This is a genomic window from Bradyrhizobium pachyrhizi (assembly GCF_029714545.1).
Classification (GTDB): domain Bacteria; phylum Pseudomonadota; class Alphaproteobacteria; order Rhizobiales; family Xanthobacteraceae; genus Bradyrhizobium; species Bradyrhizobium pachyrhizi.
Genome location: NZ_CP121667.1, coordinates 8,052,887 through 8,076,383, shown reverse-complemented (window position 1 = coordinate 8,076,383; position 23,497 = coordinate 8,052,887). Strand labels below are relative to the sequence as shown.

Below are 23,497 nucleotides of genomic sequence, written 5' to 3'. Positions count from 1 at the left end.
CTATAAGCGCCGTTGGCACGGCGGGGGGACTTAATTCGATGCAGCAGCAGGTTGAGGGCGAGCAGCCCATCAAGGTCGAATTCGACAATTTCGAGCATGGCTTTCCGGAAGGCTTCGGCCCGGGCGCCTGGGGGCATCTGGCTTACGCCATCGGTCTCGCCTTTGCGGTGTTCCAGCTCTATGTCGCGGCCTTCAACTACCTGCCGAGCCAGGTGGTGCGCGGCGTTCATGTCGGCTTCCTGATCCTCCTGACCTTCGGCCTGATCGGCAATTTCACAGCCAAGACCGATTTCGGCCGCGCGGTGAGCTGGATTGTCGGCGCGGCCGGCTTCCTCTGCGGGCTCTACCAGTGGATCTTCTATGCCGACCTGATCGCCCGTGACGGCGACCCGACCAACATGGACCTCGCGGTCGGCACGCTGCTCGCGGTCCTGATCTTCGAGGGCACGCGGCGGCTGATGGGGGCGGCGCTGCCGCTGATGTGCGGCGCCTGTCTGCTCTACTGGTTCTTCGGTCAATATCTGCCGTCGCCGTTCAATCACCGCGGCTATGACTTCGACCAGATCGTCACCCATCTCTCGTTCGGCACCGAGGGCTTCTACGGCGTGCCGATCTACGTCTCGGCGACCTACATCTTCCTGTTCATCCTGTTCGGCTCGTTCCTGGAACGCGCCGGCATGATCCAGCTGTTCACCGACGTCTCGCTCGGCCTGTTCGGCCGCACCCGCGGCGGCCCCGCCAAGGTCGCGGTGTTCGCTTCGGGCATGATGGGCACGATCTCGGGCTCGGGCGTCGCCAACGTCGTCACCGTCGGCCAGTTCACGATCCCCCTGATGATCAAGTTCGGCTATCGCCGGGCGTTTGCCGCCGGCGTCGAGGCCACCGCATCGATGGGCGGGCAGATCATGCCGCCGGTGATGGGCGCGGTCGCCTTCATCATGGCCGAGACGCTCGGCGTGCCCTATTCGGAGATCGTCAAGGCCGCGGTGATCCCGGCGATCCTCTACTTCGCCTCGGCATTCTGGATGGTGCATCTGGAAGCCGGCAAGCACGGCCTTGTCGGCATGAAGCGCTCGGAGATCCCGAGCGCCTGGAAGGCGCTGGTGGCGCGCTGGTACCTGGTGCTGCCGCTCGCGGCGCTGGTCTACATGCTGTTCGAGGGCTTCACGCCGCTCTATGCCGGCAGCATGGGCCTTGCGCTCACGGTCGCGCTGATCCTCGGCGCCAGCATCACGCTCGGCTTCTCCAACACCGTCGTGCGCTACATCTTCTGGATCGGCCTCGCGCTGGTGGTTGCCGCGGTGTCGCGCCACGGTATCGAGATCGTTCCGGTCGCGAGCGTCGTCGCCGGCTTGATCGTGATCGCGGCGATCACCCGCGGCGGCCGCGCCACGCTGAAAGCCTGCCGCGACTCGCTCGCCGACAGCGCCAAGTCGGCGCTGACCGTCGGCATGGCCTGCGCCATCGTCGGCACCATCATCGGCATGATGACGCAGACCGGCGTCGGCACCATCTTCGGCAGCTGGATCATCGGGCTCGGCGCCAAGAGCCTGTTCCTGGCGCTGATCATGACCATGCTGCTGTCGATCCTGCTCGGCACCGGCATCCCGACGATCCCGACCTACATCATCACCGCGGCGCTGGCCGCTCCTGCGCTCGCCAAGCTCGGCGTGCCGCTGATCGCAAGCCACATGTTTGCGTTCTACTACGGCATCATGGCCGACCTCTCGCCGCCGGTCGCGCTCGCGGCCCTGGCGGCGGCGCCGATCGCCAAGGAGAACCCGGACAAGATCGGCTGGGAGGCGATGCGGATCGCGCTTGCCGGCTACGTCATTCCGTTCATCTTCGTCTATTCGCCGGCGCTGATGCTGCAGGCCGGGGACCCGATGCAGGCGCAGCTCGGCTTCTACGGCGCGGTGGCGCTGGCGACCTTCAAGGCGCTGGTGGCCATCGCGTTGTTCGGCATCGTCGCGATCGGCTTCCTGTTCACGCGGCTGACCTTCATCGAGATCCTGGTCGCGTTCGGCGCCGCGCTCTGCCTGCTCGGCGATTTCCCGTTCTCGGATACGGCGGGCTTCACGCTCGCCGCCGCTGTCGTGCTGTGGCAATGGCGGCAGCGTCCGCGCAATGCGGTGGCGGCGGCTTGAGCCTCTGCCTCGCTTCCGCGGGAGTCGTGAAGGCGCTGTCGATCGCGGCCTTCACGCTCGCCTGGACGCATTCGATCGAGAAGAGCGCCTGGCAGGAGGACTGGCTGGTCACGCCGGCCGGGCTCACGCTGCAACAGGCGCGCGTCAAGGGCACGGGCGCCGGCATGGAGCCGCCGCCGGAGGCGCGCCTTGTCGATGGCTGGTTTCAATGGTCGCCGCAGCCGGTGCCAAGGCCGGAGGTCGTGCTCGGCAATTCCGGCGCCGCGGGCGAATGGCACCTGTGCCAGGAGGGACACTGCCAGACGTTATCGGAGATTTTCGGGCATCCGATCGGTGCTAATGTCGCGACGATGAGTGCTTGCAACGATCCGTAGCCCGGATGGAGCGAAGCGCAATCCGGGAACAGTGGCCCCGGATTACGCTTCGCTCCATCCGGGCTACAATGACAACAACAAGGGAGAACAGGCGATGGATCGACTCAAGGGCAAGGTTGCGATGGTGGTCGGCGCGGGCTCGATCGGGCCCGGCTGGGGCAATGGCAAGGCGACCGCCGTCACCTTTGCGCGCGAGGGCGCCAGCGTATTCTGCGTCGATCGCAACGGCGCCGCGGCGGAGGAGACCGTCGGCATCATCACCGGCGAAGGCGGCAAGGCTGTCGCATTCACCGCCGATGTCTCGCGCGCCGGCGAGGTCGAGGCGATGGTCGCGGCCTGCCTGAAGGCCTATGGCCGCATCGACGTGCTCGACAACAATGTCGGCATCGCCGAGGTCGGCAGCGTGGTGGAAGTTGCCGAAGCCGAGTGGGATCGCGTCTTCGCGGTCAACCTCAAGAGCGCCTATCTGTCGATGAAGCACGTCATTCCCGTTATGATCAAGCAGGGCGGCGGCTCGATCATCAACATCTCCTCGATCGCCTCGATCCGCCATGTCGGCATTTCCTATGTCAGCTACAACGCGAGCAAGGCCGCGATGAACCAGATGACGCGCTCGACCGCGGTCGAGTTCGCCTCGAAGCATGTCCGCGTCAACGCGATCCTGCCGGGCTTGATGAAGACGCCGATGGTCGCGCATTCGGCCGGGCTGGCGCAGAGCTACGCCAAGGGCGACGTCGAGGCGATGTGGCGCGCGCGTGACGCGCAGGTTCCGATGGGGCATATGGGCGACGCCTGGGACGTCGCCAATGCCGCGCTGTTCCTTGCCTCGGACGAATCGAAATACGTCACCGGCATCGAGCTCGTGGTCGACGGCGGCATCACGTCGAAGTCAGGCACGTGAAGGAGGCTATTGCGCCAGCGCCAGGATGCCGCCGGCAACGGAATGCCAGGCCGCCGAGGTGCTGATCGGCCAGTTCAACAGCTTCACCGCGACCAGTGCCAGCCCGCCATAGATATAGACCGGGTGCGGGCGGCCGCGGGTGCGCCAGTCGAACACGATCGCCACGACCAGCAGCAGATAGGCGACGAGGGCCGGTGCGATCGTGACCGGGACCGGAGGCGGCCCAACCGGTCCGGGTGGTGCGAGGAAGGTCAGGAACCAGCGCGCGACCGCGGCATCGAGGATCGAGATCGACGCCAGCAGCATCAGCCGCTTGTGCGTCTCGCGGTCGCGCAGGCAGATGATCGCGAGCGCGAACACGACGGCGAAGAACAGGATGCCGCTGAGCGGAACGATGGCAAACGCAAGGCCCTCGCTGAGCTGTCCGATCGCAGCCGAACGCTTCATGACGCTGATCGAGGCCACGATGCCCATCATGGTCATCGCGGTCGCCAGCGAGATGCCGATCAATCCGACGCTGCGATGCCGTGCAATCCGTCCCGAGGCGGCAAGCCAGCTCTGGAACACGAAATAGAGCGTCCAGGCGAAGAACAGCAGCCCATGCAGGTGCACCACGGGAGGCGAAGACAGCGAGCCTCTCGCCATCGGCATCCAGTAGGTCGGGGCAAAGCCGAGAAAGGCGACGGCCATGCAGGACAGCGCCATATAGAAATAGAAGAACTTCGCCTCGACTTTCGCCGCGGCGCGCGGGGAATTGCGATCAATGAGGATTGTCATGATGTTAGGTCTGACAAACCCTGTGATGGTTCAAAGGATATTGCGGCCCGGCGCTACGCCTCCACGCTGAGCTCGGCGCGGTCGAGCTCTTCCTCGACCAGATGGAATGCGTCGTCGCCGATCGCCTCGGTGCGGCGCAGATTGAGCAATGCCTGACGCGCCGCGGCGATGGCGCGGCGGCGCAGCGGATCCGACGGCAGCTCACGTGAGGTCAGGCCGCCAGCGGGATCGTTCTCGGCGCGCAGCAGCACGGCGCGATATTCGAGCCGCAGGATCTCGGCCTCCTCCGACGGGTCGGCGTCGATCTCGTCGAGCGCGGCGCGAAACACCACGCCGCGGGCATGGGCCGCCTCGCGTCCGACCGGATCGTCGTCAGCGAAATTCAACGCCAGGATTAACGGCCGCAGCGTCAGCCCCTGGATCACGAGCGAACCGAGCACCACGGCAAACGCCGTCAGCAGGATCAGATCGCGATACGGAAACCATTCAGGCAGCGCAAACGCCGCCGCCAGCGTGACGATGCCGCGCATGCCGCACCAGGATACGATGAAGCCGCGCTTCAGGGTCGGCACGGCGTCCACCACGTGGGCGGGCAGCAGGTTGCGCGCCTTCAGTGCGCGCAGCAGCGCGCCGTAGGGCATCACCCAGAGGATGCGGGCGAGGATCACGACGGCGAGGATCGCGGCGGCAAAGCTGCAATATTTCCACCGCACCTCGTCGTCGAGTCCGGACCAGATCGGGCGCAACTGCAGGCCGATCAGCATGAAGGCGAGCACGTTGAGCACGAACACGACGGTTTCCCACACCGCGTAGGACGACACGCGCAGCCGCGCCGATGTGCGGGCCGGCGCGGTGCGCGAGATGGTGATCGCATAGGCGATGATGGTGAGGATGCCGGACAGCCCGAGATGCTCGGCAATGATCCAAACCATGAAAGTGCCGCCGAACTGCGTGATGATCGCGCTCGGCGCCTCGGTGATGCGGCGCGTGATCATCATCCAGACCTGCGCGAACAGGAAGCCGGCGGCGAGGCTGCCGACCAGCGCAATCGTGATTGATGGCACGAACTCGCGGATCTTCATGTGCTCGGCGGCGACGAGGCCGACCGCGACGCGATAGATCAACAGCGCGCTGGCATCGTTGAGCAGGCTTTCGCCTTCGAGGATCTTCTGAATCCGGTAGGGCAGGTTGACCTGGCGCAAGATCGCGGTGGCCGCGGCCGCATCCGGCGGCGCCACGATGGCGCCGAGCGCGATCGCAACCGCCCACGGCATGTCCGGGCGCAGCCAATGTGCGACCACGGCGACCGCCGTCGTGGTGACGCCGACCGCGACCACCACCAGCGTCGAGACCGGCAGCCAGTTGTTGCGGAGATCGCGCAGCGAGGTGTCGAACGCGGCATCGAGCAGCACCGGCGCGACGAACAGTGCCAGCGCCAGTTTCGGTTCCAGCGCCCAGGTCGGGGCCCACGGCAGCAGCGTCAGCAGCACGCCGCCGAGCGCCAGGAAGGTCGGGTAGGGCACCTTGATCCGCCGTGCCAGCGCCGACAGCGCCACCGCCGCAAGCAACAGCCCGATGATCCATTCGAATGTGAGCAAGCCGAACCCCCGATGCAGCCGATCGTCGCAATTGACGTATAATCCAGCGTGTGGTTTTGCGGCAAATGGCGCGCTGCCGGGCATCACGGGCCGGCGGTTCGGGCGCGGGAGAGGGACGATTTGTCGGCAATCGGGATGCGATGCAAACCTGCAAATCTGGCCGCGATGCTGGTCTGCGTCGGCCTGTCGGGCGCGCTGATGACGGGCGTTGCGCGCGCCACCGGCAGCGAGCCGGGCGAGGATGTGCAGGCCAATGCCGGCCCCTGCATCGCGGCGGCAGCGGCCGCCGATGACGACAAGGTCATCGATGTCTGCGGCGCGCTGATCGACAATGAGAAGGCGGCGCGGCCCGATCGCGTCAAGGCGCTGATGGCGCGGGCGGGCGCCTATGACCGCAAGCAGTCGATCGACCGCGCGATCGCAGACTACGACACCGCGCTCAAGCTCGATCCGTCGCTTGCAGATGCGCATAATGCGCGCGGCGAGCTGTGGCGCCGCAAGGGCGACCGGCCGAAGGCGATCCTGGATTTCGGTGCTGCCGTCAAGCTCGACCCCAATCACGCCGCCGCCAGGGCCAACTACAAATCGCTGTCACTGGAGCTGGAGCGGATCGGCGCCATGATGGCGGTCGCCGGCAAGCCGAGCTTCGATTGCCGCAAGGCACGCCGGCCGGTTGAGAAGGCGATCTGCGCCAATCCCACGCTTGCCGATCTCGATCGCGAGATCGTCGCATCGACGTTCCGCACCGTACGCGAGGCGCAGAATCCGCGCCAGGCGCGCGAGCTGCAGCGCGCGCAGGATCAGTTCATCGCCCGCCGCAATGCCGACTTCGGCAAGCCGGGCTACGACCTGGAAAAGGCGATGCGCGAGCGGCTGCAGCGCATCAACGGCGTCGACGGCTACTAGCCGGACCCGGCCGAAGGTCGCGGTCATTTCGGCTTGAAACGGCGCCACTTCCCGTGACAATGGTCGGCAAATGACGCGCGACCGCGCGAGGGAGAAACGCGATGAATATCCAGCAGAGCCGGTATCATGAGGTGTATGCCCGCTCGCTCCGGGACCCCGAGAACTTTTGGGCCGAAGCGGCGCGCGAGATCGACTGGATCGAGCCGGCCAAGAAGATCTTCGATCCCTCTGTGGGCGCCTATGGGCGCTGGTTCGCCGGCGCCGTGGTCAACACCTGCTACAACGCGCTGGATCGCCATGTCGCCGGCGGCCGCGCCCGCCAGGTCGCGCTGATCCACGATTCGCCGCTCACGGGCACGATCACCAAATTCACCTATTCCGAATTATTGGAGGAGGTGCAGACGCTGGCCGCGGTGATGCAGGATTTCGGCGTGGCGAAGGGCGATCGCGTCATCCTCTACATGCCGATGGTGCCGGAGGCTGTCGTCGCGATGCTCGCCTGCGCGCGGATCGGCGCGGTGCACAGCGTGGTGTTCGGCGGCTTCGCGGCCAAGGAGCTTGCGACCCGCATCGATGACGCCAAGCCGAAGCTGATCTTCTCGGCGAGCTGCGGCATCGAGCCCGGGCGCATCGTGCAATACAAGCCGCTGCTCGACGAGGCGATCCGCCTTGCCGGCAGCAAGCCCGAGAGCTGCATCATCCTGCAGCGGCCGCAGCAGGCTTGCGAGCTCACCGCGAGCCGCGATCATGACTGGGCGACGCTGCGCCGCGCCGCGTTCGACGCCGGCAAGGCCGCGCCGTGCGTGCCGGTAGCCGCCACCGATCCGCTCTACATCCTCTACACGTCGGGCACGACCGGAATCCCGAAAGGCGTGGTGCGCGACAATGGCGGTCATCTCGTCGCGCTGAAATGGTCGATGCACAATCTCTACGGCGTGAAGCCCGGCGAGATCTGGTGGTGCGGCTCCGACATCGGCTGGGTGGTCGGCCATTCCTACATCGTCTATGGCCCGCTGATCCACGGCGCGACCACCATCATGTATGAGGGCAAGCCGGTCGGCACGCCGGATGCCGGCGCGTTCTGGCGCGTGATCTCAGAGCACAAGGCGGTCGCCTTCTTCACCGCGCCGACCGCATTCCGCGCGATCAAGAAGGAAGATCCCGAAGGCAAGTTCATCCGGAATTACGATCTCTCGAGCTTCCGCACCCTGTTCCTCGCCGGCGAGCGCGCCGATCCGCCGACGGTGGAGTGGGCCGAGCAGCAGCTGAAGGTGCCGGTCATCGACCACTGGTGGCAGACCGAGACCGGCTGGTGCATCGCCGGCAATCCGGTCGGGCTCGGCCAGCTGCCGGTCAAGCACGGTTCGCCCACGGTGCCGATGCCGGGCTATCAGGTCGACATCGTCGACGAGGCGGCGAAGCCGGTGGCGTCGGGCACGATGGGCTCGATCGTCATCAAGCTGCCGATGCCGCCGGGCTGCCTGCCGACTCTGTGGCAGCAGGACGATCGCTTCAGGGACGCCTATCTCTCGGAATTCCCCGGCTACTACAAGACCTCGGATGCCGGCTACAACGATGCGGACGGCTATGTCTGGGTGATGGGCCGCACCGACGACATCATCAATGTCGCCGGCCACCGGCTCTCCACCGGCGGCATGGAGGAGATCCTCGCTTCGCATCCCGATGTCGCCGAATGCGCCGTGCTCGGCGTCAAGGACGCGATCAAGGGCGAGGTGCCGTGCGGCTTCCTGGTGCTGAAGGCCGGCGTCACCAAGCAGCCCGCCGAGGTCGAGAAGGACGTCGTGGCGCTGGTGCGCGACAAGCTCGGGCCGGTCGCCGCGTTCAAGCTCGCGATCACGGTGGCGCGGCTGCCGAAGACCCGCTCCGGCAAGATCCTGCGCGGCACCATCAAGAAGATCGCCGACGGCGAGCCCTGGACCATGCCGGCGACGATCGAGGACCCGAAGGTGCTCGACGAAATCGGCGAGGCGCTGAAGGGGAAGGCATAGCTCTTGTTGCCTCGCCCTGCTTGCGGGGAGAGGCCGGATCGCATGGCAATGCGATCCGGGTGAGGGGGAGGCTCCGCACGCTCACTGCATTCATTCTGCGGAGGCGGCCGCTCACCCCAACCCTCTAAGAGCGAGCTTCGCTCGTCTCGACCCCGCAAGAGCGGGGCGAGGGAGTGCTGGCACCTCCCGCGCCTGAGGTCGGCACCTGTGGAACAAGTCTTCCGCATTGGGAAGCAAAACGGCCTTGATTTTGATGGATTGCCGGGTCATCCCGGCCTCCCTGTCATATGCCACGAGATACGGACCCTCGGATGCGATCCATTTCCGCACGCGCGCCTCTTGCCTTGCTGCTCGCCCTGCCGCTTTTGGCGGGCTGTCTCGAGCGCGGCCGATCACCGATCGCGGAGAGCATGGGGGACGACGATCAGTACTGCCAGGCCGGCGGCAAGGTGGCGGTCGGCTCGCCTGATTATGTCGCTTGCCGCAAGAACCGCGACGTGCAGCGCCAGAACGCCGAAGCCCGCACCGATCGAAGGCAGCGCGATCTCGGCGAATACATGATGAACAACCCCGACCGGCATTGAGCCGCGCCGACGGCCGCCGTCACGCCCATCGCATGCGCTTCCAAGCAAAAACGCGGCAGGTTGCCCTGCCGCGTTTCGTGTTCTGCGCTTCGAGTTGCGCCAGCCGCGCTTACTCTTCGTCGTCGTCGGGCTTCTTGCCGCCGATCGTCTTCAGCTTGGCGAACACGGCATCGACGTTGAGATCGTCGTGGCGTTCGATCGGCTGGTCGTCCAGCTCGTCCTTGCGCGTGGTCTCGGAGGCCGGCAGCAGCGTGGCACCGCCGTAGACGGTGGTGGTCGGCTTCTCCTTGGCGGCGCGTTGCACCTCGAAATCGAGCTCGATCTGCGAGCACAGGCCGAGCGTCACCGGGTCCATCGGGGTCAGGGTCGAGGCGTTCCAGTGGGTGCGGTCGCGCACGCTGGCGATCGTGGTCTTGGTGGTGCCGACCAGACGCATGATCTGGGCGTCCTTCAGCTCGGGATGGTTGCGCACCAGCCAGAGGATCGCGCTCGGACGCTCATGGCGGCGCGACACCGGGGTGTAGCGCGGGCCCTTCTTCTTGGCGGCGGAGGGCAGCACCACTTTGCTCTCCTGAAGCTTGAGGCGGTAGTTCTGGTCGCGCTCGCCGCGCTCGATCTCCTCGCGGGTCAGCTGGCCGTTGGAAATCGGGTCCATGCCCTTGATGCCCTGGGCGGCGTCGCCGTCGGCGATGGCGCGGACCTCCAGGGGGTGCATTTTGGTAAAATCGGCCACCTGATCGAAGGTCAGGGCGGTATTGTCGACCAACCACACGGCAGTCGCCTTCGGCATCAGCGGTGCGTTGCTCATGGCAAATCTCCTTTGTGCTTCGCCCACCTCTGTCGAGGCGAAGCTGGTAGTCATCGGCGATGACGGGAATTATAGGGTCTATATAAGCCCTCCGGGGGGAATGGCGCAATGGGCCAGCAAAATCGCCTTGACAGCGCCCGAAAGCAGTCCCAAGTCCTTACTCAAATTGGCCGTTCCCCGCCTGCCTGGCGAGGGGTGATTCGGTCCCGAGATTGCCCCGAGACAGCCCGATGTCAGCCAAAAAACCCGATCTTAAAATCGTGCTTTGTTCCCCCCGCGGCTTTTGTGCCGGGGTGGTCCGTGCCATCGACACGGTCGAACGTGCCCTCACCATTTATGGCGCGCCGGTCTATGTCCGGCACGAAATCGTCCATAACAAGTATGTGGTCGACAGCCTGAAGACCAAAGGCGCCATTTTCGTCGAGGAATTGGCCGAAATCCCCGACGATACCAACGCGCCGGTGGTGTTTTCGGCCCACGGCGTTCCGAAATCGGTTCCCGCCGAGGCCAAATCCCGCAATTTCTTCTCGCTTGATGCCACATGCCCGCTGGTGACCAAGGTCCACCGCGAGGCGGCGATCCATTTCAAGCGCGGCCGCGAGATCCTGCTGATCGGGCATTCCCACCACCCCGAGGTGGTCGGCACGCTGGGGCAGCTGCCGGCGGGCGCCGTGACCCTGATCGAGACCGCCGAGGACGCCAAGACCTTCGTTCCGAAGGACCCCAACAACCTCGCCTTCGTGACCCAGACCACGCTGTCGATCGACGACACCGCGGAGATCGTGGCGCTGCTCAAGCAGCGCTTCCCGAACGTCAACGGTCCGCACAAGGAAGACATCTGCTACGCGACCACCAACCGCCAGCTCGCGGTGAAGAAGGTGGCGCCGGTGGTTGACGCCCTGATCGTGGTCGGCGCGCCGAATTCGTCGAACTCGCAGCGCCTGCGCGAGGTTGCCGAGCGCGAGGGCTGCCCGATCGCCGTACTCGCCCAGCGCGCCAGCGACATCGACTGGAGCAGGTTCGAAGGCATCACGAGCCTCGGCATCACCGCGGGCGCCTCTGCGCCGGAGGTGATCGTCGAGGAGATCATGGGCGCCTTCGCCGAGCGCTACGAACTGCACGTGGAGACGGTCTCGGCCGCGGAAGAGAACGAGTTCTTCCCGCTGCCGCGTTCGCTGCGGCCTGACGCTGCCGCGGCGGAATAGACCATATGGCGGTTTACACCGACGTTGCCGCCGAAGACCTCGCGGAATTCCTCAAAAGCTACGACATCGGCGAGCTGCTCTCCTACAAGGGCATCGCCGAGGGCGTCGAGAATTCGAACTTCCTGCTGCACACCAGCCAGGGCGCCTTCATCCTCACGCTCTATGAAAAGCGCGTGGCGGAGGACGACCTGCCGTATTTCCTGTCGCTGATGGCCCATCTCGCCGAGCGCGGTGTGTCGTGCCCGCAGCCGGCGCGCAACCGCAAGGGCGAGGTCACTAGCCGGCTCGCCGGCCGGCCCGCCGCGATCATCAATTTCCTCGAGGGCGTGTGGCCGCGGCGGCCGAACGTGGCGCATTGCTCCGGCGTCGGCGAGGCGCTGGCCAAAATGCACGTTGCCGGCCGCGATTTTCCGCTGGTCCGCAACAACCCGCTGTCGGTCGCCGGCTGGCGGCCGCTGTTCGATCTCGCCGCCGCACGGGCCGACAGCGTGCAGCCGGGCTTGCACGATTTCATCGCGCGCGAGCTCGATCATCTCGAAGCCGCCTGGCCGACCGATCTGCCGGTCGGCGTCATCCATGCCGACCTGTTTCCCGACAACGTCTTTTTTCTGGGCGACAGGCTCTCGGGCCTGATCGACTTCCCGTTCGCCTGCAACGACATCCTGGCCTACGACGTCGCGATCTGCCTCAACGCCTGGTGCTTCGAGCCGGATCATTCCTTCAACGTCACCAAGGCGCGCGCATTGCTCAACGCCTATGGTCGCGAGCGCCCGCTGTCGGCGGCGGAAGAGGCCGCGCTGCCGCTGCTCGCGCGCGGTGCCGCGATGCGCTTCCTGCTGACGCGCCTGGTCGATTTCCTCAACGTACCCGAAGGCGCGCTGGTGCAGCCGAAGGACCCGCTGGAATATGTCCGCAAGCTGCGCTTCCAGCAGAGCGTCGCTGCTATCAACGACTACGGCATCACGCCGGCCGGGTGCGCGGCGTGAGCGAAAAGCCGCATGTGACTGTTTTCACCGATGGTGCCTGCTCCGGAAATCCGGGGCCGGGCGGCTGGGGCGCGATCCTCAGATTCGGCGACGTCGAGAAGGAATTGAAGGGCGGCGAGGCGCACACCACCAACAACCGCATGGAGCTGATGGCGGCGATCTCGGCGCTGGAAGCGCTGAAGAAGCCCTGTGTGGTCGATCTCACCACCGACAGCCAGTATGTCCGCCAGGGCATCACCGGCTGGATCCATGGCTGGAAGCGCAACGGCTGGCGCACCGCCGACAAGAAGCCGGTCAAGAACGTCGAGCTGTGGCAGCGTCTCGATGCCGCGCTGAAGCCGCATGAGGTGCGCTGGCACTGGATCAAGGGCCACGCCGGCCATGCCGAGAACGAACGCGCCGATTTCCTGGCGCGCGAAGGCGTGGCGATGGCGAGGTTGAAGAGTTAGGCGCGCCGCTTGTTGGCTGGGTAGGATGGGTAGAGCGAAGCGAAACCCATCACTCGCTCCGCGGCACGAAAGGCAATGGGTTTCGCTGCGCTCTACCCATCCTACGAAGCCGCGATCCGCGGCCATCGCCATGCCCATAACTGCCATCGCCCGCGAAAGCGGGCGATCCAGTATTCCAGAGGCAGTGGTGATTGAAACGAGAGGCCGCGGCGTACTGTCGTCGCCCGGTCGAGCCGGGCGACGACAGCAAAGTATGCGGCGAAAACTCAGAGCTGCCCGAGCAGCGTGTCGCCGCCGGAGACCTCGACCTTGCCCGGGGCGGGCTCGAGGTTGAGCTTCTTCACCACGCCGTCCTCGACCAGCATCGAGTAGCGCTTGGAGCGGATGCCGAGGCCGTTGCCGGAGGCGTCGAGCTCCATGCCGATCGCCTTGGCGAAGTCGGCATTGCCGTCGGCGAGGAAGACGGCTTCGTCGCGCTGGTCGGTGTCGCGCTTCCACGCGTTCATCACGAAGGCGTCGTTGACCGAGACGATCGCGATGGTATCGACGCCCTTGTTCTTCATGGCATAGGCGTTGAGGAAGATGCTCGGCAGATGCATCTTGTGGCAGGTGCCGGTGTAGGCGCCGGGCACCGCGAACAGGGCGACCTTCTTGCCCTTGAAAATATCGTCGGTGGTTTTGACCTGTGGACCCTCGGCGGTCATCACGCGAAACTTGGCTTCCGGCAGCTTGTCGCCAACATTGATCGTCATCGTTGTTCTCCCTCGGTGAAGCGGAACTGTCTTAAACCCGGCGATTGGACGGCACAATACGGCCTGCTGCGAGAACGGCAATGCCGGAGGTGAGAGCATTTTCGAGCGAAGCGGATACCGGTTCGCGTGAAGAAAACGCGTCAAAACAAGAATCTAGAGCCCCGTTCCGATTCAATCGGAACGGAAAAAGACTCTGGTCACCGTTCCGTCATCAGCCGGAAAAACCGCCGGCGTCGAGAAAGTCCTGCTCCTCGGCCGTGGTCTGCCGGCCCAGCACGCGATTCCGGTGCGGGAAGCGGCCGAACCGGCGGATGATGTCGGCGTGGTCCTCGGCGTATTTCAGGTTGTCGGGATGGCAGTCATATTGCCCGAACAGCGTCACGCAGCGCTGCTGGTCGTCGAGGTCCTCCGAATGCTCGAACGGCAGATAGAGGAATTCGCGCAGCACGGGGTCGGTCCGCGCATCGACGCCGCGGTCGATGGCGCGCCTTGCCACTTCACGCGCCAGCGCATCGCTTGAAAAGGTCCTGGCGTCGCCTCGAAACAGGTTTCGCGGAAACTGGTCGAGCACGATGGTCAGCGCCAGCGCGCCCTCATCGCTCGCCTCCCATGACGACAATTCGCCGGCAGCCGCCTTCTGCCAGGTGGCGAGGAAGCGGCTGCGGATTTCGGCATCGAAGGCGTCGTCGTGCTTGTACCAGCGGTCGCGGCCGGCATGCCGCCAGAAGCCAAGCACGTCAGCCGGCGTCGCGAGGCTTGCGTCAGACATCGAACGTCAGTCCACTCACGCCTTAAGCCGCGGCCTTCTTCTCGTCGCGCAGCTCGCGGCGCAGGATCTTGCCGACATTGGTCTTCGGCAGGTCGGTCCTGAACTCGATCTGCTTCGGCACCTTGTAGGCGGTGAGCTGGGTGGCGCTGAACTTGATGATGTCCTCGGCGGTGACGTTCGGGTCCTTCTTGACCACGAAGGCCTTCACCGCTTCGCCGGACTTCGCATCGGGCACGCCGATCACGGCGCATTCGAGCACGCCCGGGTGGCTTGCGATTACTTCCTCGATCTCGTTCGGATAGACGTTGAAGCCGGAGACCAGGATCATGTCCTTCTTGCGATCGACGATCTTGGTGTAGCCCTTCTCGTCCATCACGCCGATGTCGCCGGTGCGGAAATAGCCGTCCGCCGTCATCACGCGCGCGGTCTCGTCCGGCCTGTTCCAGTAGCCCGCCATCACCTGCGGGCCCTTGGCGCAGATTTCGCCGGCCTCGCCGATCGGCAACTCATTGCCGTCATCGTCGCGGATCGAGAGCCAGGTCGAGGGGACGGGAAGGCCGATCGTCCCGGAGAACTCCTCGATCGTGGCAGGATTGCATGTCAAGGTCGGCGACGTCTCCGACAGGCCATAGCCTTCCGACAACGAGATGCCCGTGACCTTCAACCATTTCTCGGCGACCGGCCTTTGCGTCGCCATGCCGCCGCCGTTGGCGATCTTCAGCTTGGAGAAGTCGAGCTTGTCGAATCCGGGCGTGTTCAGCAGGCCATTGTAGAGGGTGTTGACCGCCGGGAAGAAGCTGACCTGGTACTTCGACAGCTCCTTGACGAAGCCCGCCATGTCGCGCGGATTCGGAATCAGCAGATTGGTGCCGCCGGCTCGCATGCCCAGCAGATAGCAGGCGGTGAGCGCGAAGACGTGATAGAGCGGCAGCGCGCAGACGATGACCATCTGTTCGACGATCGGCGGCTTCGCCAGCGCCGGCTGCAGCCAGGCATCGTTCTGCAACACGTTGGCCAGGATGTTGCGGTGGAGCAGGGTCGCGCCCTTGGAGACGCCGGTGGTGCCGCCGGTATATTGCAGAAAGGCGACGTCATCGAGCGTCAGCGTCGGTTTGTTGAGCTTGGCGGCGCGGCCGGCCGACAGCGCCTCGTTGAAGCCGACGGCGCCGGGGATCGACCAGGCCGGCACCATCTTCTTCACCCGGCGCACCACCAGATTGACGATCACGCCCTTGAAGCCGAGCAGGTCGCCCATGCTGCCGACGATCACGTGCTTGACCGCGGTATTGGGAAGTACCTTCTGCACGGTGGTGGCAAAGTTCTCCAGCACGATGATCGCCTCCGCGCCGGAATCCTTGAGCTGGTGCTCGAGCTCGCGCGGGGTGTAGAGCGGGTTGACGTTGACCACGGCATAGCCGGCGCGCAGCACGGCGGCGGTCGCGACCGGATATTGCAGCACGTTCGGCATCATCAGCGCGACCCGCGCGCCCTTCTGCAGGCCCTTGCTCTGCAGGTAGGCGCCGAGTGCCGTCGACATCTCGTCGAGCTCGCGATAGGTGATCGCCTTGTCCATGCAGATGAACGCCTTGCGATCGGCGAATTTCTTGAAGCTCTCTTCCAGCAATTCGACCAGCGACGAATATTGCGTGACGTCGATATCCGCGGGCACGCCGGCCGGATAATGCTTGAGCCAGATGCGCTCCATGATGGTCAATCCCCTCTCTCAAATTTGGCTGATGTCCCGGATTGTTTCCGGGTTTTCCGACCTTTGGCCGCGTTATTTCAGGCAGTATTGAGCGATGCCGCGGCCAATGGCAAGCCGCTGCGCGTTATCGACGCATTGGAGGAAATGACGGGCGGGCGCTGTGCTAGCCGGCCGGCTTGGCGTCGGCTTTCGGCTTGTCGGCAGCCTTGGGTTTGTCGGCCGCGGTCTTGGGCTTGGCAGCCGGCTTTGCCGCCGCCGGCTTGCCGGCAGGCTTTGCGGCGGCGGGCTTGTCCGCGGCGGTCTTCGCAGCTGCGGCATCCGGCTTGGCGTTGGCGTGACGCACGGGCTTGGCCGCCGGCTTGCTGTCCGACTTGGAGGCGCCCTTGGTGTCGGCCTTCGCGTCATCGGCCGCATCGGGCTTCTTGCCCGCGACGCGGCTGTGCTTGCCCTTGGCGCGCTTGACCGGCTGCATCTTCTCGGTGTCGGCCTCGACCGCGGCGATCAACGCAGCACCGGTCTTGGTCGGCCCCGTATAAACCACGACCGGCTCGGAGGCCGCGGCCGGCTGCGCCAGCATGTCGGCCGGCTTGGTCGGCATCGCGGCCTGCAGGCCCGAGGCGAAGAAGCTGACGCCGCCGTCGCCATTGGTGCTGGAGCTTCCGGCGCTGGCGATGGTGTCTTCTGCGTCCTCGTCGCTGGCGGGCCGCTTGTGCTTGGGGCCGCACATCTCCTCGCGCAGGTTCGGCGGCGTGGAATCGATCGGCACCAGATTGTCGACGGTGCCGAGCGAGGGCCGCAGCCACGCCAGCCCGTTATTGGCAAAGCCGCGGTCCAGGAGCTGCGCGGCGCGGATCGCGCGCATGCGGCCCGAGGAGGCGCCGAGCACCACGGCGATCAGCCGCTTGCCGTCACGCGTCGCCGACGCCACGAGATTGTAGCCGGAGGCGCAGATGAAGCCGGTCTTGAAGCCGTCGGCGCCGGGATAGCGGCCGATCAGCTTGTTGAAGTTCTGGGTGATGCGGCGGCCGAAGCGGATCGACGGGATGTGGACGAAATACTCGTATTCCGGCAGGTCGCGGATGATGGCGCGGGCGAGGATCGCCATGTCGCGCGCCGAGGTGATCTGGCCGTCGGCGGGCAGGCCGTTCGGATTGACGTAGCTCGTTTGCGTCATGCCGAGCTTTTGCGCGGTCTGGTTCATCATCCCGGCAAAGCCGTCGATCGAACCGCCGATGCCCTCGGCCAGCACCACGGCCATGTCGTTGGCCGACTTCACCAGCATCATCTTCAGCGCGTTGTCGACGGTGACCTGGGTGCCGGGCCGGAAGCCCATCTTCGAGGGCGACTGCGAAGCTGCGGTCGGCGACACCGTGAGCAGCGTGTCGAGCGAGACGCGGCCGTCCTTGACCGCCTTCAGCGTCACATAGGCCGTCATCATCTTGCTGAGCGACGCCGGATACCACGGCATCGTCGCATTGTCGGCCTGCAGCACCTTTCCGGAATCGGCCTCGACAACCAGCAGCGCCTCGGCTTGCGCCATTTGCGGCGTGGCGATGGCGAGCATCGCGACGGCCAGAATCCATTTCAATGACGGGCGAGGAAGGTGCACGAATCCGGTTCCGGTCCTTTGAGACCCGCCTTGAAATAAGGAGGTCTTGCGATTGTGACGTACGGGTTTCAAGCGTGTCCGGCGCCGCATTGCGGCGATGCAAACCCTATACCGGCTTGCCAGCAGAGAACAGAGGCCGCCGAATTATATCGTGGACGAAATCGGCTGAATTTCGGCAGCCGCCTCAATTGGAAAGGCGGGAATTATGGTGTCTCGATGCCGGCGCGCGCCTGTTCCTGGACCATGAACTGGGCCCGCGCCAGCTCGGCAAAACGCCCGCCTTTCGCCACCAGTTCATCGAAAGTTCCGCTTTCGATCACCCGTCCCTGGTCGAACAGCAGGATGCGGGTGGCGTGGCGGATGGTGGACAGGCGGTGCGCGATCACGAAGGTGGTACGGCCCTTCATCACTTCGTCGAGAGCGGCATTCACCTTGGCCTCGGTGACGGCGTCGAGGGCGCTGGTGGCCTCGTCGAGGATCAGGATCGGCGGATCCTTCAGCAGCGCACGGGCAATCGACAGCCGTTGGCGTTCGCCGCCGGACAGCATGCGGCCGCGCTCGCCGGCATGGGTATCGAACTTCTTGTCGCTGCGCTCGATGAATTCAAGCGCCTGCGCGCGCGCCGCGGCGGTGCGCAGCTCCTCATCGGTCGCGTCGGGCTTGCCGACGCGCAGATTGTCGGCCAGCGAGCGGTTGAACAGCAGCGCCTCCTGGAACACCACGCCGATGTTTCGCCGCAGCGCCGTCAGCTTCAGCGCGCGTATGTCCATACCGTCGATCCTGATGATGCCCGATTGCGGATCGAACGCGCGATGCAGCAGCGCGATCGCGGTGGATTTGCCGGCGCCGGTCGAGCCGACCAGCGCGATGGTCTGGCCCGGCAGGGCGGTGAAGCTGAGATCCTCGATCGCCGGCCGCTTGCCGTCATAGGAGAACGAGACGTCGTCGAACTCGACGAGGCCGGACAGCCGTCCGGGATCGACCGCGCCGGGCCGATCGCGCACCGCCGGCACCGCATCGAGCACGTCGAAGAACTCCTGCAGGCGCGGCGCTTCCATGAACACGTTGTTGATGAAGCTGACCACCTGCTCGAGCTTCTGGATCAGCATGGTGGCGAACGAGACGAACATCACGATCTCGCCGACCGTGGTGAGGTCCTGGTTATGCAGCGCGATGCCGACGGTGAAGATCGCGAGCACCGTGATCGTGGTCGAGGCGCGTGTGATCACGGTGACCAGCGCCCACCATGACAGCACCGGCATCTGCACCGCGAGCAGCTTGTCGGCGACATAGCGCAGGCCCTGCACCTCGGAATCGATCCGCACGAAGCTCTGCACCAGCGCGACATTGCCGAGCGCGTCCGAGGCGCGCGCCGAGAGATCGCTGTAATAGGCCTCGACCTCGCTCTGCATTCCGTAGGTCTTGCGCACCACCAGCGTGGTCAGCACGGTGAACACGACGCAGAGCCCGAACAGCAGAACCGCCAGCCGCCAGTTGATGTAGAGCGAAAGCGGCAGCAGCACGATCAGCGACATGATCGCGGCGAAGTGCTCGCGAAAGAAGCCGAGCCAGAGCCGCCACAGCGCGTCGGTGCCGTTCAGCATCACCTTCATCAGCCGCCCGGAATGGGTGCCGGAATGGAAGGTCAGCGGCAGCTGCAGGATGTGCTCGAAATAATCGGTCAGCACCGCCTGGCGCTGGCGGTGCGCCAGCCGGTCGGCCTGCAGCGCCACGATCGCGCTGCAGCCGATCGTGAACAGGCCGAACGCCGCCCAGGCGACGAGCAGCGGCCATGCCGAGGAGGTCGCGAACAGCCCGGTGACCGGCCGGCCCGACAGCACGTCGACGATCTTGCCGAACAGCACCGGCTCGGCGAATTGCGCGCCGGCGAGCAGCACGTTGGCGATCGCCAGGATCCAGCCGAGCCGCGCCTCCTTGCCGAGCAGTTCGAGGACGCGGGTATAGAGGCGAAGCATGGACATGCCGGCGGCACTCGTCAGCGGTGGGCGCCCGATCAGGCGGGATGCAATTTAATCAGGGTTCGCGATGCAGGGCCAGCGGTGACAGCGCGTCATGCTCAGGGTGACGGTGATTGTGGCGACCGGCTCCCTACGCCGTCGTCCTGGCGAAAGCCAGGACCCATAGCCAACGAATTTGATTGGGAGCGGGATAGTGGCCCCAGCGTCGCGCAACAACAAACGGCTGGGGTAATGGGTCCTGGCTTTCGCCAGGACGACGCTGAACATTTGGTGCCGCTTCGCATGCTCTCAATTCACCAGGCGGCCGTCGATCGGCGGCAGGAAAGCCTCGTCGAAGATGTCGGTGGCGTGCGGCCGCTTCTGGAATTTGAAGTCCTCCGCGAGCTGGTCGACCGAGCGCTCGAAGCGCTCCGCTTCGATGCCGCCGATGCCGTCGCGCTTCACCTCGCTGGTCAGGATGTTGTCGCGGATGATGGCGTTCAGCCGCTCCAGCTCCAGATCACGCGAGCCGCCATCCATCCGGCTCGCGACCTCGCCGGCGGCGCGGGCCGGATCCTTGACCGCGAGGTTGGTGCCGCCGATCGCCGCGCGCACGAATCCCTTCACCGCATCCGGCTTCGCGGCGGCAAGGCGCGGGCTGACGATCACGGCAAAGCCGTAGGCCTCGCAGCCATAGTCGGCGAAGCGCAGCACCGCGAGATCGTCGGCGGGCACGCCGCGATCGCGCAAATTGATCGCCGAGAGATACGAGAAGCCGGTGACGGCATCGACCTGGCCGGCGGAGAGCATCGGCTCGCGCACCGCGGCGCTGATCGTGCTCTGCTTGACGCTCGACAGCTTGATGCCGTTCTGCTTCGCGACCGCGGGCCACAGCCGGATCGAGAGGTCGCCCTCGGCGACGCCGAGGCTCTTGTCCTGCATGTCGGTCAGCGTCCTGATGCCGCGGCTCTTGCGCGCGATGATCGCATAAGGCGCCTGGTTGAACAGCACGAACACCGCCTTGACGGGCGCAGCACCAGGCTTGTCGCGAAAGCGGATCAGCGAGTTGATGTCGACGAGGGCGAAATCGCTCGAGCCGTCGGCGACGCGCGCGATGGCATCCGCCGAGCTGGTCGCGACGTTGGTGCCGACGCTGAGGCCCTCGGCGCTGAACAGGCCGCCGGTCGACGCCATCACGAATGGCGCTGCGGCGGCATCAAGCGGACGGTCGAGCGTGAACTGGATGGTGAGCGGCGGTGGCAGATCGCTGGCGCGCAGCGGCGTCAACGCCGGCCACACGCCCCCCGCGAGGCCGATCATGCCGGCCAGTATCAAGCGGAGAACGGTGGTCCGACTTACCTGCATCATGACATCCGGGAGGCGAGACAAAGTGCCGCGCCGGCGCGCCTGCTTCATGACATCGAATGCGCCAGAGCAAGCGTCAATTTCAAGCGTTATTTGCAGGCATTTTGCCCCAGGCAAGGTGAACGGTCGATGACTGCCAGGCTTCGGCTTGCCATGTTTTCACCTCAGGTCGTTCAGCTTGCATTCGGTTTGGGGAACCTAATCTGGAGGCAGTGGGTTAGCTAACCAAGGCCCGTCGGGCCGGCTTCCACAAAGGATGACTGCAATGTTTGCGCGAAAAGGTGTTTTTTCGTCCATTGGCCGCGCAGCCACATTGGCAACGGTTGCCGCGGTGGCGTTGACGGCCGTCGAGCCGACGATGGCGTTCGCAGGCTCTGCTCATACAGGTAAGGCGACCGCTGTGACGACGTCACAAGGCACGAGCGGCGCGACCGACATCAGTGCCCGCCGTCGCTACTATGGCGGCGGTGGCGCCGCGGCTGCGGCTGCGTTCGCCGGGATCGTCGGCACGGGTCTCGCGATCGCCGCAGCCCAGAGCCGCCGCGACTATTACGACTCCTACGGCTACTATGGCGGCCCGGGTTACTACGGTGGTCCCGTCTACTATGGCGGCGGCCCGGTCTATTACGGCGGCGGACCGTACTATGGTTACCGCGGCTATTACGGGCGCCGGTCGCAACTGCCGTATCAGCCGTACTGACAGTCGGCGGTTCTCAGAACTGTCACAAAGCATCCAATCCACCGGCCGCGGGCCGGTGGATTTTTTCGTCGTCGCCGTTAACACGCTGGCGACCCGTTTCGACTAGGCTCGAAGCATGAGTGATTCGATCGAGCGGCTTTACCAGGCGGTGATCGCGGCCAAGGATCTTGATCCGGCTACGTCGCGCACGGCACGGCTGTTCCAGCGCGGCCCGGCCAAGATGGCCAAGAAGCTCGCCGAGGAAGCGATCGAAGTCGTGATCGACGCCGTCAGCGGCAAGTCGGATGCCGTCATTCGCGAAAGCGCCGACCTGTTCTACAACCTCGCCGTTCTCTGGGCGTCGGCCGGCGTGAAGCCGGAGGATGTCTGGCGCGAGATGGAGCGGCGCGAACGGCTGCTCGGGATCGCCGAGAAGCTGCCGAAGTCGCCGGTCAAGGTGCCCAAACCCGCGCCGGTCCCGGTGGTTCGGCGCCGAATTGTCGCGCTGGAGAACCGGCTGCGCAAACGGTAGCCGTAAATCAACCAGATTCAGCTCAATCCCGGCATGGACAAATCCGCTCCATGATGGTTCATCGCGCCCATGTTGAAACGGACTTACGAGTGGTGCGTCGAGGCGGCCGACAAGCCCTATGCGCTGTGGATTCTCGCGGCCGTCGCCTTCGCTGAGAGCTCCTTCTTCCCGATCCCTCCCGACATCATGCTGCTGCCGATGTCGCTGGCGCGGCCGAAGCGGGCATGGTGGTTCGCGGCGGTCTGCACGGTGGCGTCGGTCGCCGGCGGGGTGCTCGGCTATGCGATCGGCGCGCTGCTCTACGACTCGCTCGGGCAATGGCTGATCCATCTCTACGGCCTCTCCGACAAGGTCGACGCGTTCCGCGCCTCCTATGCCGAATGGGGCGCCGTGATCATCCTGCTGAAGGGACTGACGCCGATCCCCTACAAGCTCGTGACGATCACCTCGGGCTTTGCCGGCTACAACATCTGGCTGTTCATCCTGTGCTCGATCGTCGCGCGTGGCGGCCGCTTCTTCTTCGTCGCGGTGCTGCTCAACCGCTATGGCGATTTCATCCGCGCCGAGCTCGAGAAGCGGCTCGGCCTGTGGGTCGCGATCGGCGCGATCGTGCTGGTGCTGGGCTTTGTTGTCGCATTCAAGCTGATCTAGCGACCGACCGCTTGCGGCTTTGCCTGCGCGCGGCTTCGGGTTACGCTCAGCGCGATGGCTGATGGAATCGCGGACCTGCTCGATCCTGCCGGGCTCACGCTCGTCAGGCCCATGCGTGCAAAGGCGCGCATTGCGCTGTCGAGTCTTGTGCTGTCGATGACGCTGGCGACCCTCGACCACAGCCGGGCCCAGACAGCGCCGCCGACGCCTGGCGTGCAGTCGCCGGCGCAGCGGCCGGTCCCGCCTTCGCAGCAGCAACAGATCGAACTGCCGCCGGCGCCGGTCGAGCGCGAGAATCCCGGGCTGATCAATGAAATCGGAAAGCTGTTCGAGAAGTCGAGATCGACGCTGCCACCACTGAAGAGCCCAGGCGAGACCATCAACGATCTGTCGAACATCGCGCGCCCCTCGACGGTGGTGACCGGACGCGCGGCCTGCGTGGAAGCCTCGAACGGCGCGCCGGACTGCAAGATCGGCGCCGACCGGCTGTGCCAGAGCAAGGGGTTTCGGGAAGGCAGGGGCATCGATACCGACGCCTCCGAGAAATGCTCGCCGCTGGTCTATCTGCCGGGCCACAAGCGCGGCCCGAACGACTGCAGGACGGAAAATTTCGTGACACGGGCGGTCTGCCAGTAGCCACGGCGACGCTTGCCTCTGGGATGCCAGATGCTCACGGAAAACAAGGCGTCATGATGAGGATTTGTCATCCTTTTTGCAGCGCCAAAACGCAATC

22 protein-coding genes are annotated in these 23,497 nt (G+C 65.3%); 13 read left to right on the top strand and 9 right to left on the bottom strand.

All coding sequences use genetic code 11. From position 1 onward, the window contains the following. Window positions 1-38 precede the first annotated feature (38 nt). From QA639_RS38100 to QA639_RS38090, 3 genes are all read left to right on the top strand, one after another. On the top strand, window positions 39-2,147 hold the full coding sequence (locus tag QA639_RS38100) for a TRAP transporter permease (RefSeq protein WP_283088684.1): 2,109 nt from the start codon (window positions 39-41) through the stop codon (window positions 2,145-2,147). Further along, window positions 2,108-2,521 carry a DUF1850 domain-containing protein gene (locus QA639_RS38095; RefSeq protein ID WP_157345822.1) on the top strand — a complete coding sequence of 138 codons (414 nt, stop codon included), beginning with the start codon at window positions 2,108-2,110 and terminating at the stop codon, window positions 2,519-2,521. The genes QA639_RS38100 and QA639_RS38095 overlap by 40 nt, the downstream gene beginning before the upstream one ends. A 94-nt stretch (window positions 2,522-2,615) precedes the next feature. Beyond that, on the top strand, window positions 2,616-3,422 hold the full coding sequence (locus tag QA639_RS38090) for an SDR family NAD(P)-dependent oxidoreductase (protein ID WP_028334759.1): 807 nt from the start codon (window positions 2,616-2,618) through the stop codon (window positions 3,420-3,422). 6 nt (window positions 3,423-3,428) lie between these two features. Here the strand turns inward: QA639_RS38090 and QA639_RS38085 are convergent, their stop codons facing one another. After that, complete coding sequence (locus tag QA639_RS38085; protein WP_028334760.1) at window positions 3,429-4,199, bottom strand: hypothetical protein; 771 nt, start codon at window positions 4,197-4,199, stop codon at window positions 3,429-3,431. Window positions 4,200-4,252: 53 nt separating this feature from the next. Further along, a complete protein-coding gene (locus QA639_RS38080; RefSeq protein ID WP_028334761.1) occupies window positions 4,253-5,797 on the bottom strand; it encodes a cation:proton antiporter in 1,545 nt (514 codons plus the stop codon). Window positions 5,798-5,932: 135 nt separating this feature from the next. Here QA639_RS38080 and QA639_RS38075 point away from each other — a divergent pair, with 135 nt between their 5' ends. From QA639_RS38075 to QA639_RS38065, 3 genes are all read left to right on the top strand, one after another. After that, window positions 5,933-6,703, top strand: a complete 771-nt coding sequence (locus QA639_RS38075; RefSeq protein ID WP_283088682.1) for a tetratricopeptide repeat protein — start codon at window positions 5,933-5,935, stop codon at window positions 6,701-6,703. A gap of 101 nt (window positions 6,704-6,804) precedes the next feature. Beyond that, a complete protein-coding gene (locus QA639_RS38070) occupies window positions 6,805-8,712 on the top strand; it encodes a propionyl-CoA synthetase (protein WP_028334763.1) in 1,908 nt (635 codons plus the stop codon). 311 nt (window positions 8,713-9,023) lie between these two features. Then, window positions 9,024-9,296, top strand: coding sequence for a hypothetical protein (locus QA639_RS38065; protein ID WP_075969207.1), 273 nt, complete (start codon window positions 9,024-9,026; stop codon window positions 9,294-9,296). Between the two features lie 109 nt (window positions 9,297-9,405). Here the strand turns inward: QA639_RS38065 and QA639_RS38060 are convergent, their stop codons facing one another. Continuing rightward, window positions 9,406-10,104: a DUF1013 domain-containing protein gene (locus QA639_RS38060; RefSeq protein ID WP_028334764.1), complete on the bottom strand. Its 699-nt coding sequence runs from the start codon at window positions 10,102-10,104 to the stop codon at window positions 9,406-9,408. 230 nt (window positions 10,105-10,334) lie between these two features. Between QA639_RS38060 and ispH the strand changes: the two genes are divergently transcribed. The 3 genes from ispH to rnhA are packed head-to-tail and all read left to right on the top strand — an operon-like array spanning window position 10,335 to window position 12,744. Next, window positions 10,335-11,309, top strand: a complete 975-nt coding sequence (gene ispH / locus QA639_RS38055; protein ID WP_028334765.1) for a 4-hydroxy-3-methylbut-2-enyl diphosphate reductase — start codon at window positions 10,335-10,337, stop codon at window positions 11,307-11,309. Between the two features lie 5 nt (window positions 11,310-11,314). Beyond that, window positions 11,315-12,295 (top strand): homoserine kinase, encoded by a 981-nt coding sequence (locus QA639_RS38050; protein ID WP_028334766.1) that lies wholly within the window; start codon window positions 11,315-11,317, stop codon window positions 12,293-12,295. Then, the gene (rnhA, locus tag QA639_RS38045) at window positions 12,292-12,744 is read left to right on the top strand and encodes a ribonuclease HI (RefSeq protein WP_028334767.1); all 453 of its coding nucleotides are present in this window, start codon (window positions 12,292-12,294) and stop codon (window positions 12,742-12,744) included. Before QA639_RS38050 ends, rnhA begins: the two co-directional genes overlap by 4 nt. A 266-nt stretch (window positions 12,745-13,010) precedes the next feature. Here rnhA and QA639_RS38040 read toward each other — a convergent pair whose 3' ends face one another. The 6 genes from QA639_RS38040 to QA639_RS38015 all read right to left on the bottom strand — a co-directional run bounded on the left by QA639_RS38040 (window position 13,011) and on the right by QA639_RS38015 (window position 20,902). Next, window positions 13,011-13,496, bottom strand: a complete 486-nt coding sequence (locus QA639_RS38040; RefSeq protein ID WP_018269652.1) for a peroxiredoxin — start codon at window positions 13,494-13,496, stop codon at window positions 13,011-13,013. A 211-nt stretch (window positions 13,497-13,707) separates the two neighbouring features. Further along, window positions 13,708-14,265, bottom strand: coding sequence for a DUF924 family protein (locus QA639_RS38035; RefSeq protein WP_283088681.1), 558 nt, complete (start codon window positions 14,263-14,265; stop codon window positions 13,708-13,710). Window positions 14,266-14,287: 22 nt separating this feature from the next. Then, window positions 14,288-15,970, bottom strand: a complete 1,683-nt coding sequence (locus QA639_RS38030) for a long-chain fatty acid--CoA ligase (RefSeq protein ID WP_028334769.1) — start codon at window positions 15,968-15,970, stop codon at window positions 14,288-14,290. A gap of 163 nt (window positions 15,971-16,133) precedes the next feature. Then, window positions 16,134-17,579, bottom strand: a complete 1,446-nt coding sequence (locus tag QA639_RS38025) for a D-alanyl-D-alanine carboxypeptidase family protein (protein WP_428841120.1) — start codon at window positions 17,577-17,579, stop codon at window positions 16,134-16,136. Between the two features lie 203 nt (window positions 17,580-17,782). Then, complete coding sequence (locus QA639_RS38020) at window positions 17,783-19,561, bottom strand: glucan ABC transporter ATP-binding protein/ permease (RefSeq protein ID WP_050387297.1); 1,779 nt, start codon at window positions 19,559-19,561, stop codon at window positions 17,783-17,785. Window positions 19,562-19,846: 285 nt separating this feature from the next. After that, window positions 19,847-20,902: an ABC transporter substrate-binding protein gene (locus QA639_RS38015; RefSeq protein ID WP_028334772.1), complete on the bottom strand. Its 1,056-nt coding sequence runs from the start codon at window positions 20,900-20,902 to the stop codon at window positions 19,847-19,849. A 265-nt stretch (window positions 20,903-21,167) separates the two neighbouring features. Between QA639_RS38015 and QA639_RS38010 the strand changes: the two genes are divergently transcribed. The 4 genes from QA639_RS38010 (at window position 21,168) to QA639_RS37995 (ending at window position 23,400) form a co-directional block, all read left to right on the top strand. Continuing rightward, the gene (locus QA639_RS38010; RefSeq protein WP_283088680.1) at window positions 21,168-21,602 is read left to right on the top strand and encodes a hypothetical protein; all 435 of its coding nucleotides are present in this window, start codon (window positions 21,168-21,170) and stop codon (window positions 21,600-21,602) included. Window positions 21,603-21,717: 115 nt separating this feature from the next. Beyond that, entirely contained in the window at window positions 21,718-22,113 is a 396-nt protein-coding gene (hisE, locus tag QA639_RS38005; protein ID WP_028334774.1) for a phosphoribosyl-ATP diphosphatase, read from the top strand. Window positions 22,114-22,182: 69 nt separating this feature from the next. Continuing rightward, the gene (locus tag QA639_RS38000; RefSeq protein ID WP_050387247.1) at window positions 22,183-22,764 is read left to right on the top strand and encodes a YqaA family protein; all 582 of its coding nucleotides are present in this window, start codon (window positions 22,183-22,185) and stop codon (window positions 22,762-22,764) included. A 54-nt stretch (window positions 22,765-22,818) separates the two neighbouring features. Further along, window positions 22,819-23,400 (top strand): hypothetical protein, encoded by a 582-nt coding sequence (locus tag QA639_RS37995; RefSeq protein ID WP_283088679.1) that lies wholly within the window; start codon window positions 22,819-22,821, stop codon window positions 23,398-23,400. Window positions 23,401-23,497 lie beyond the last annotated feature (97 nt).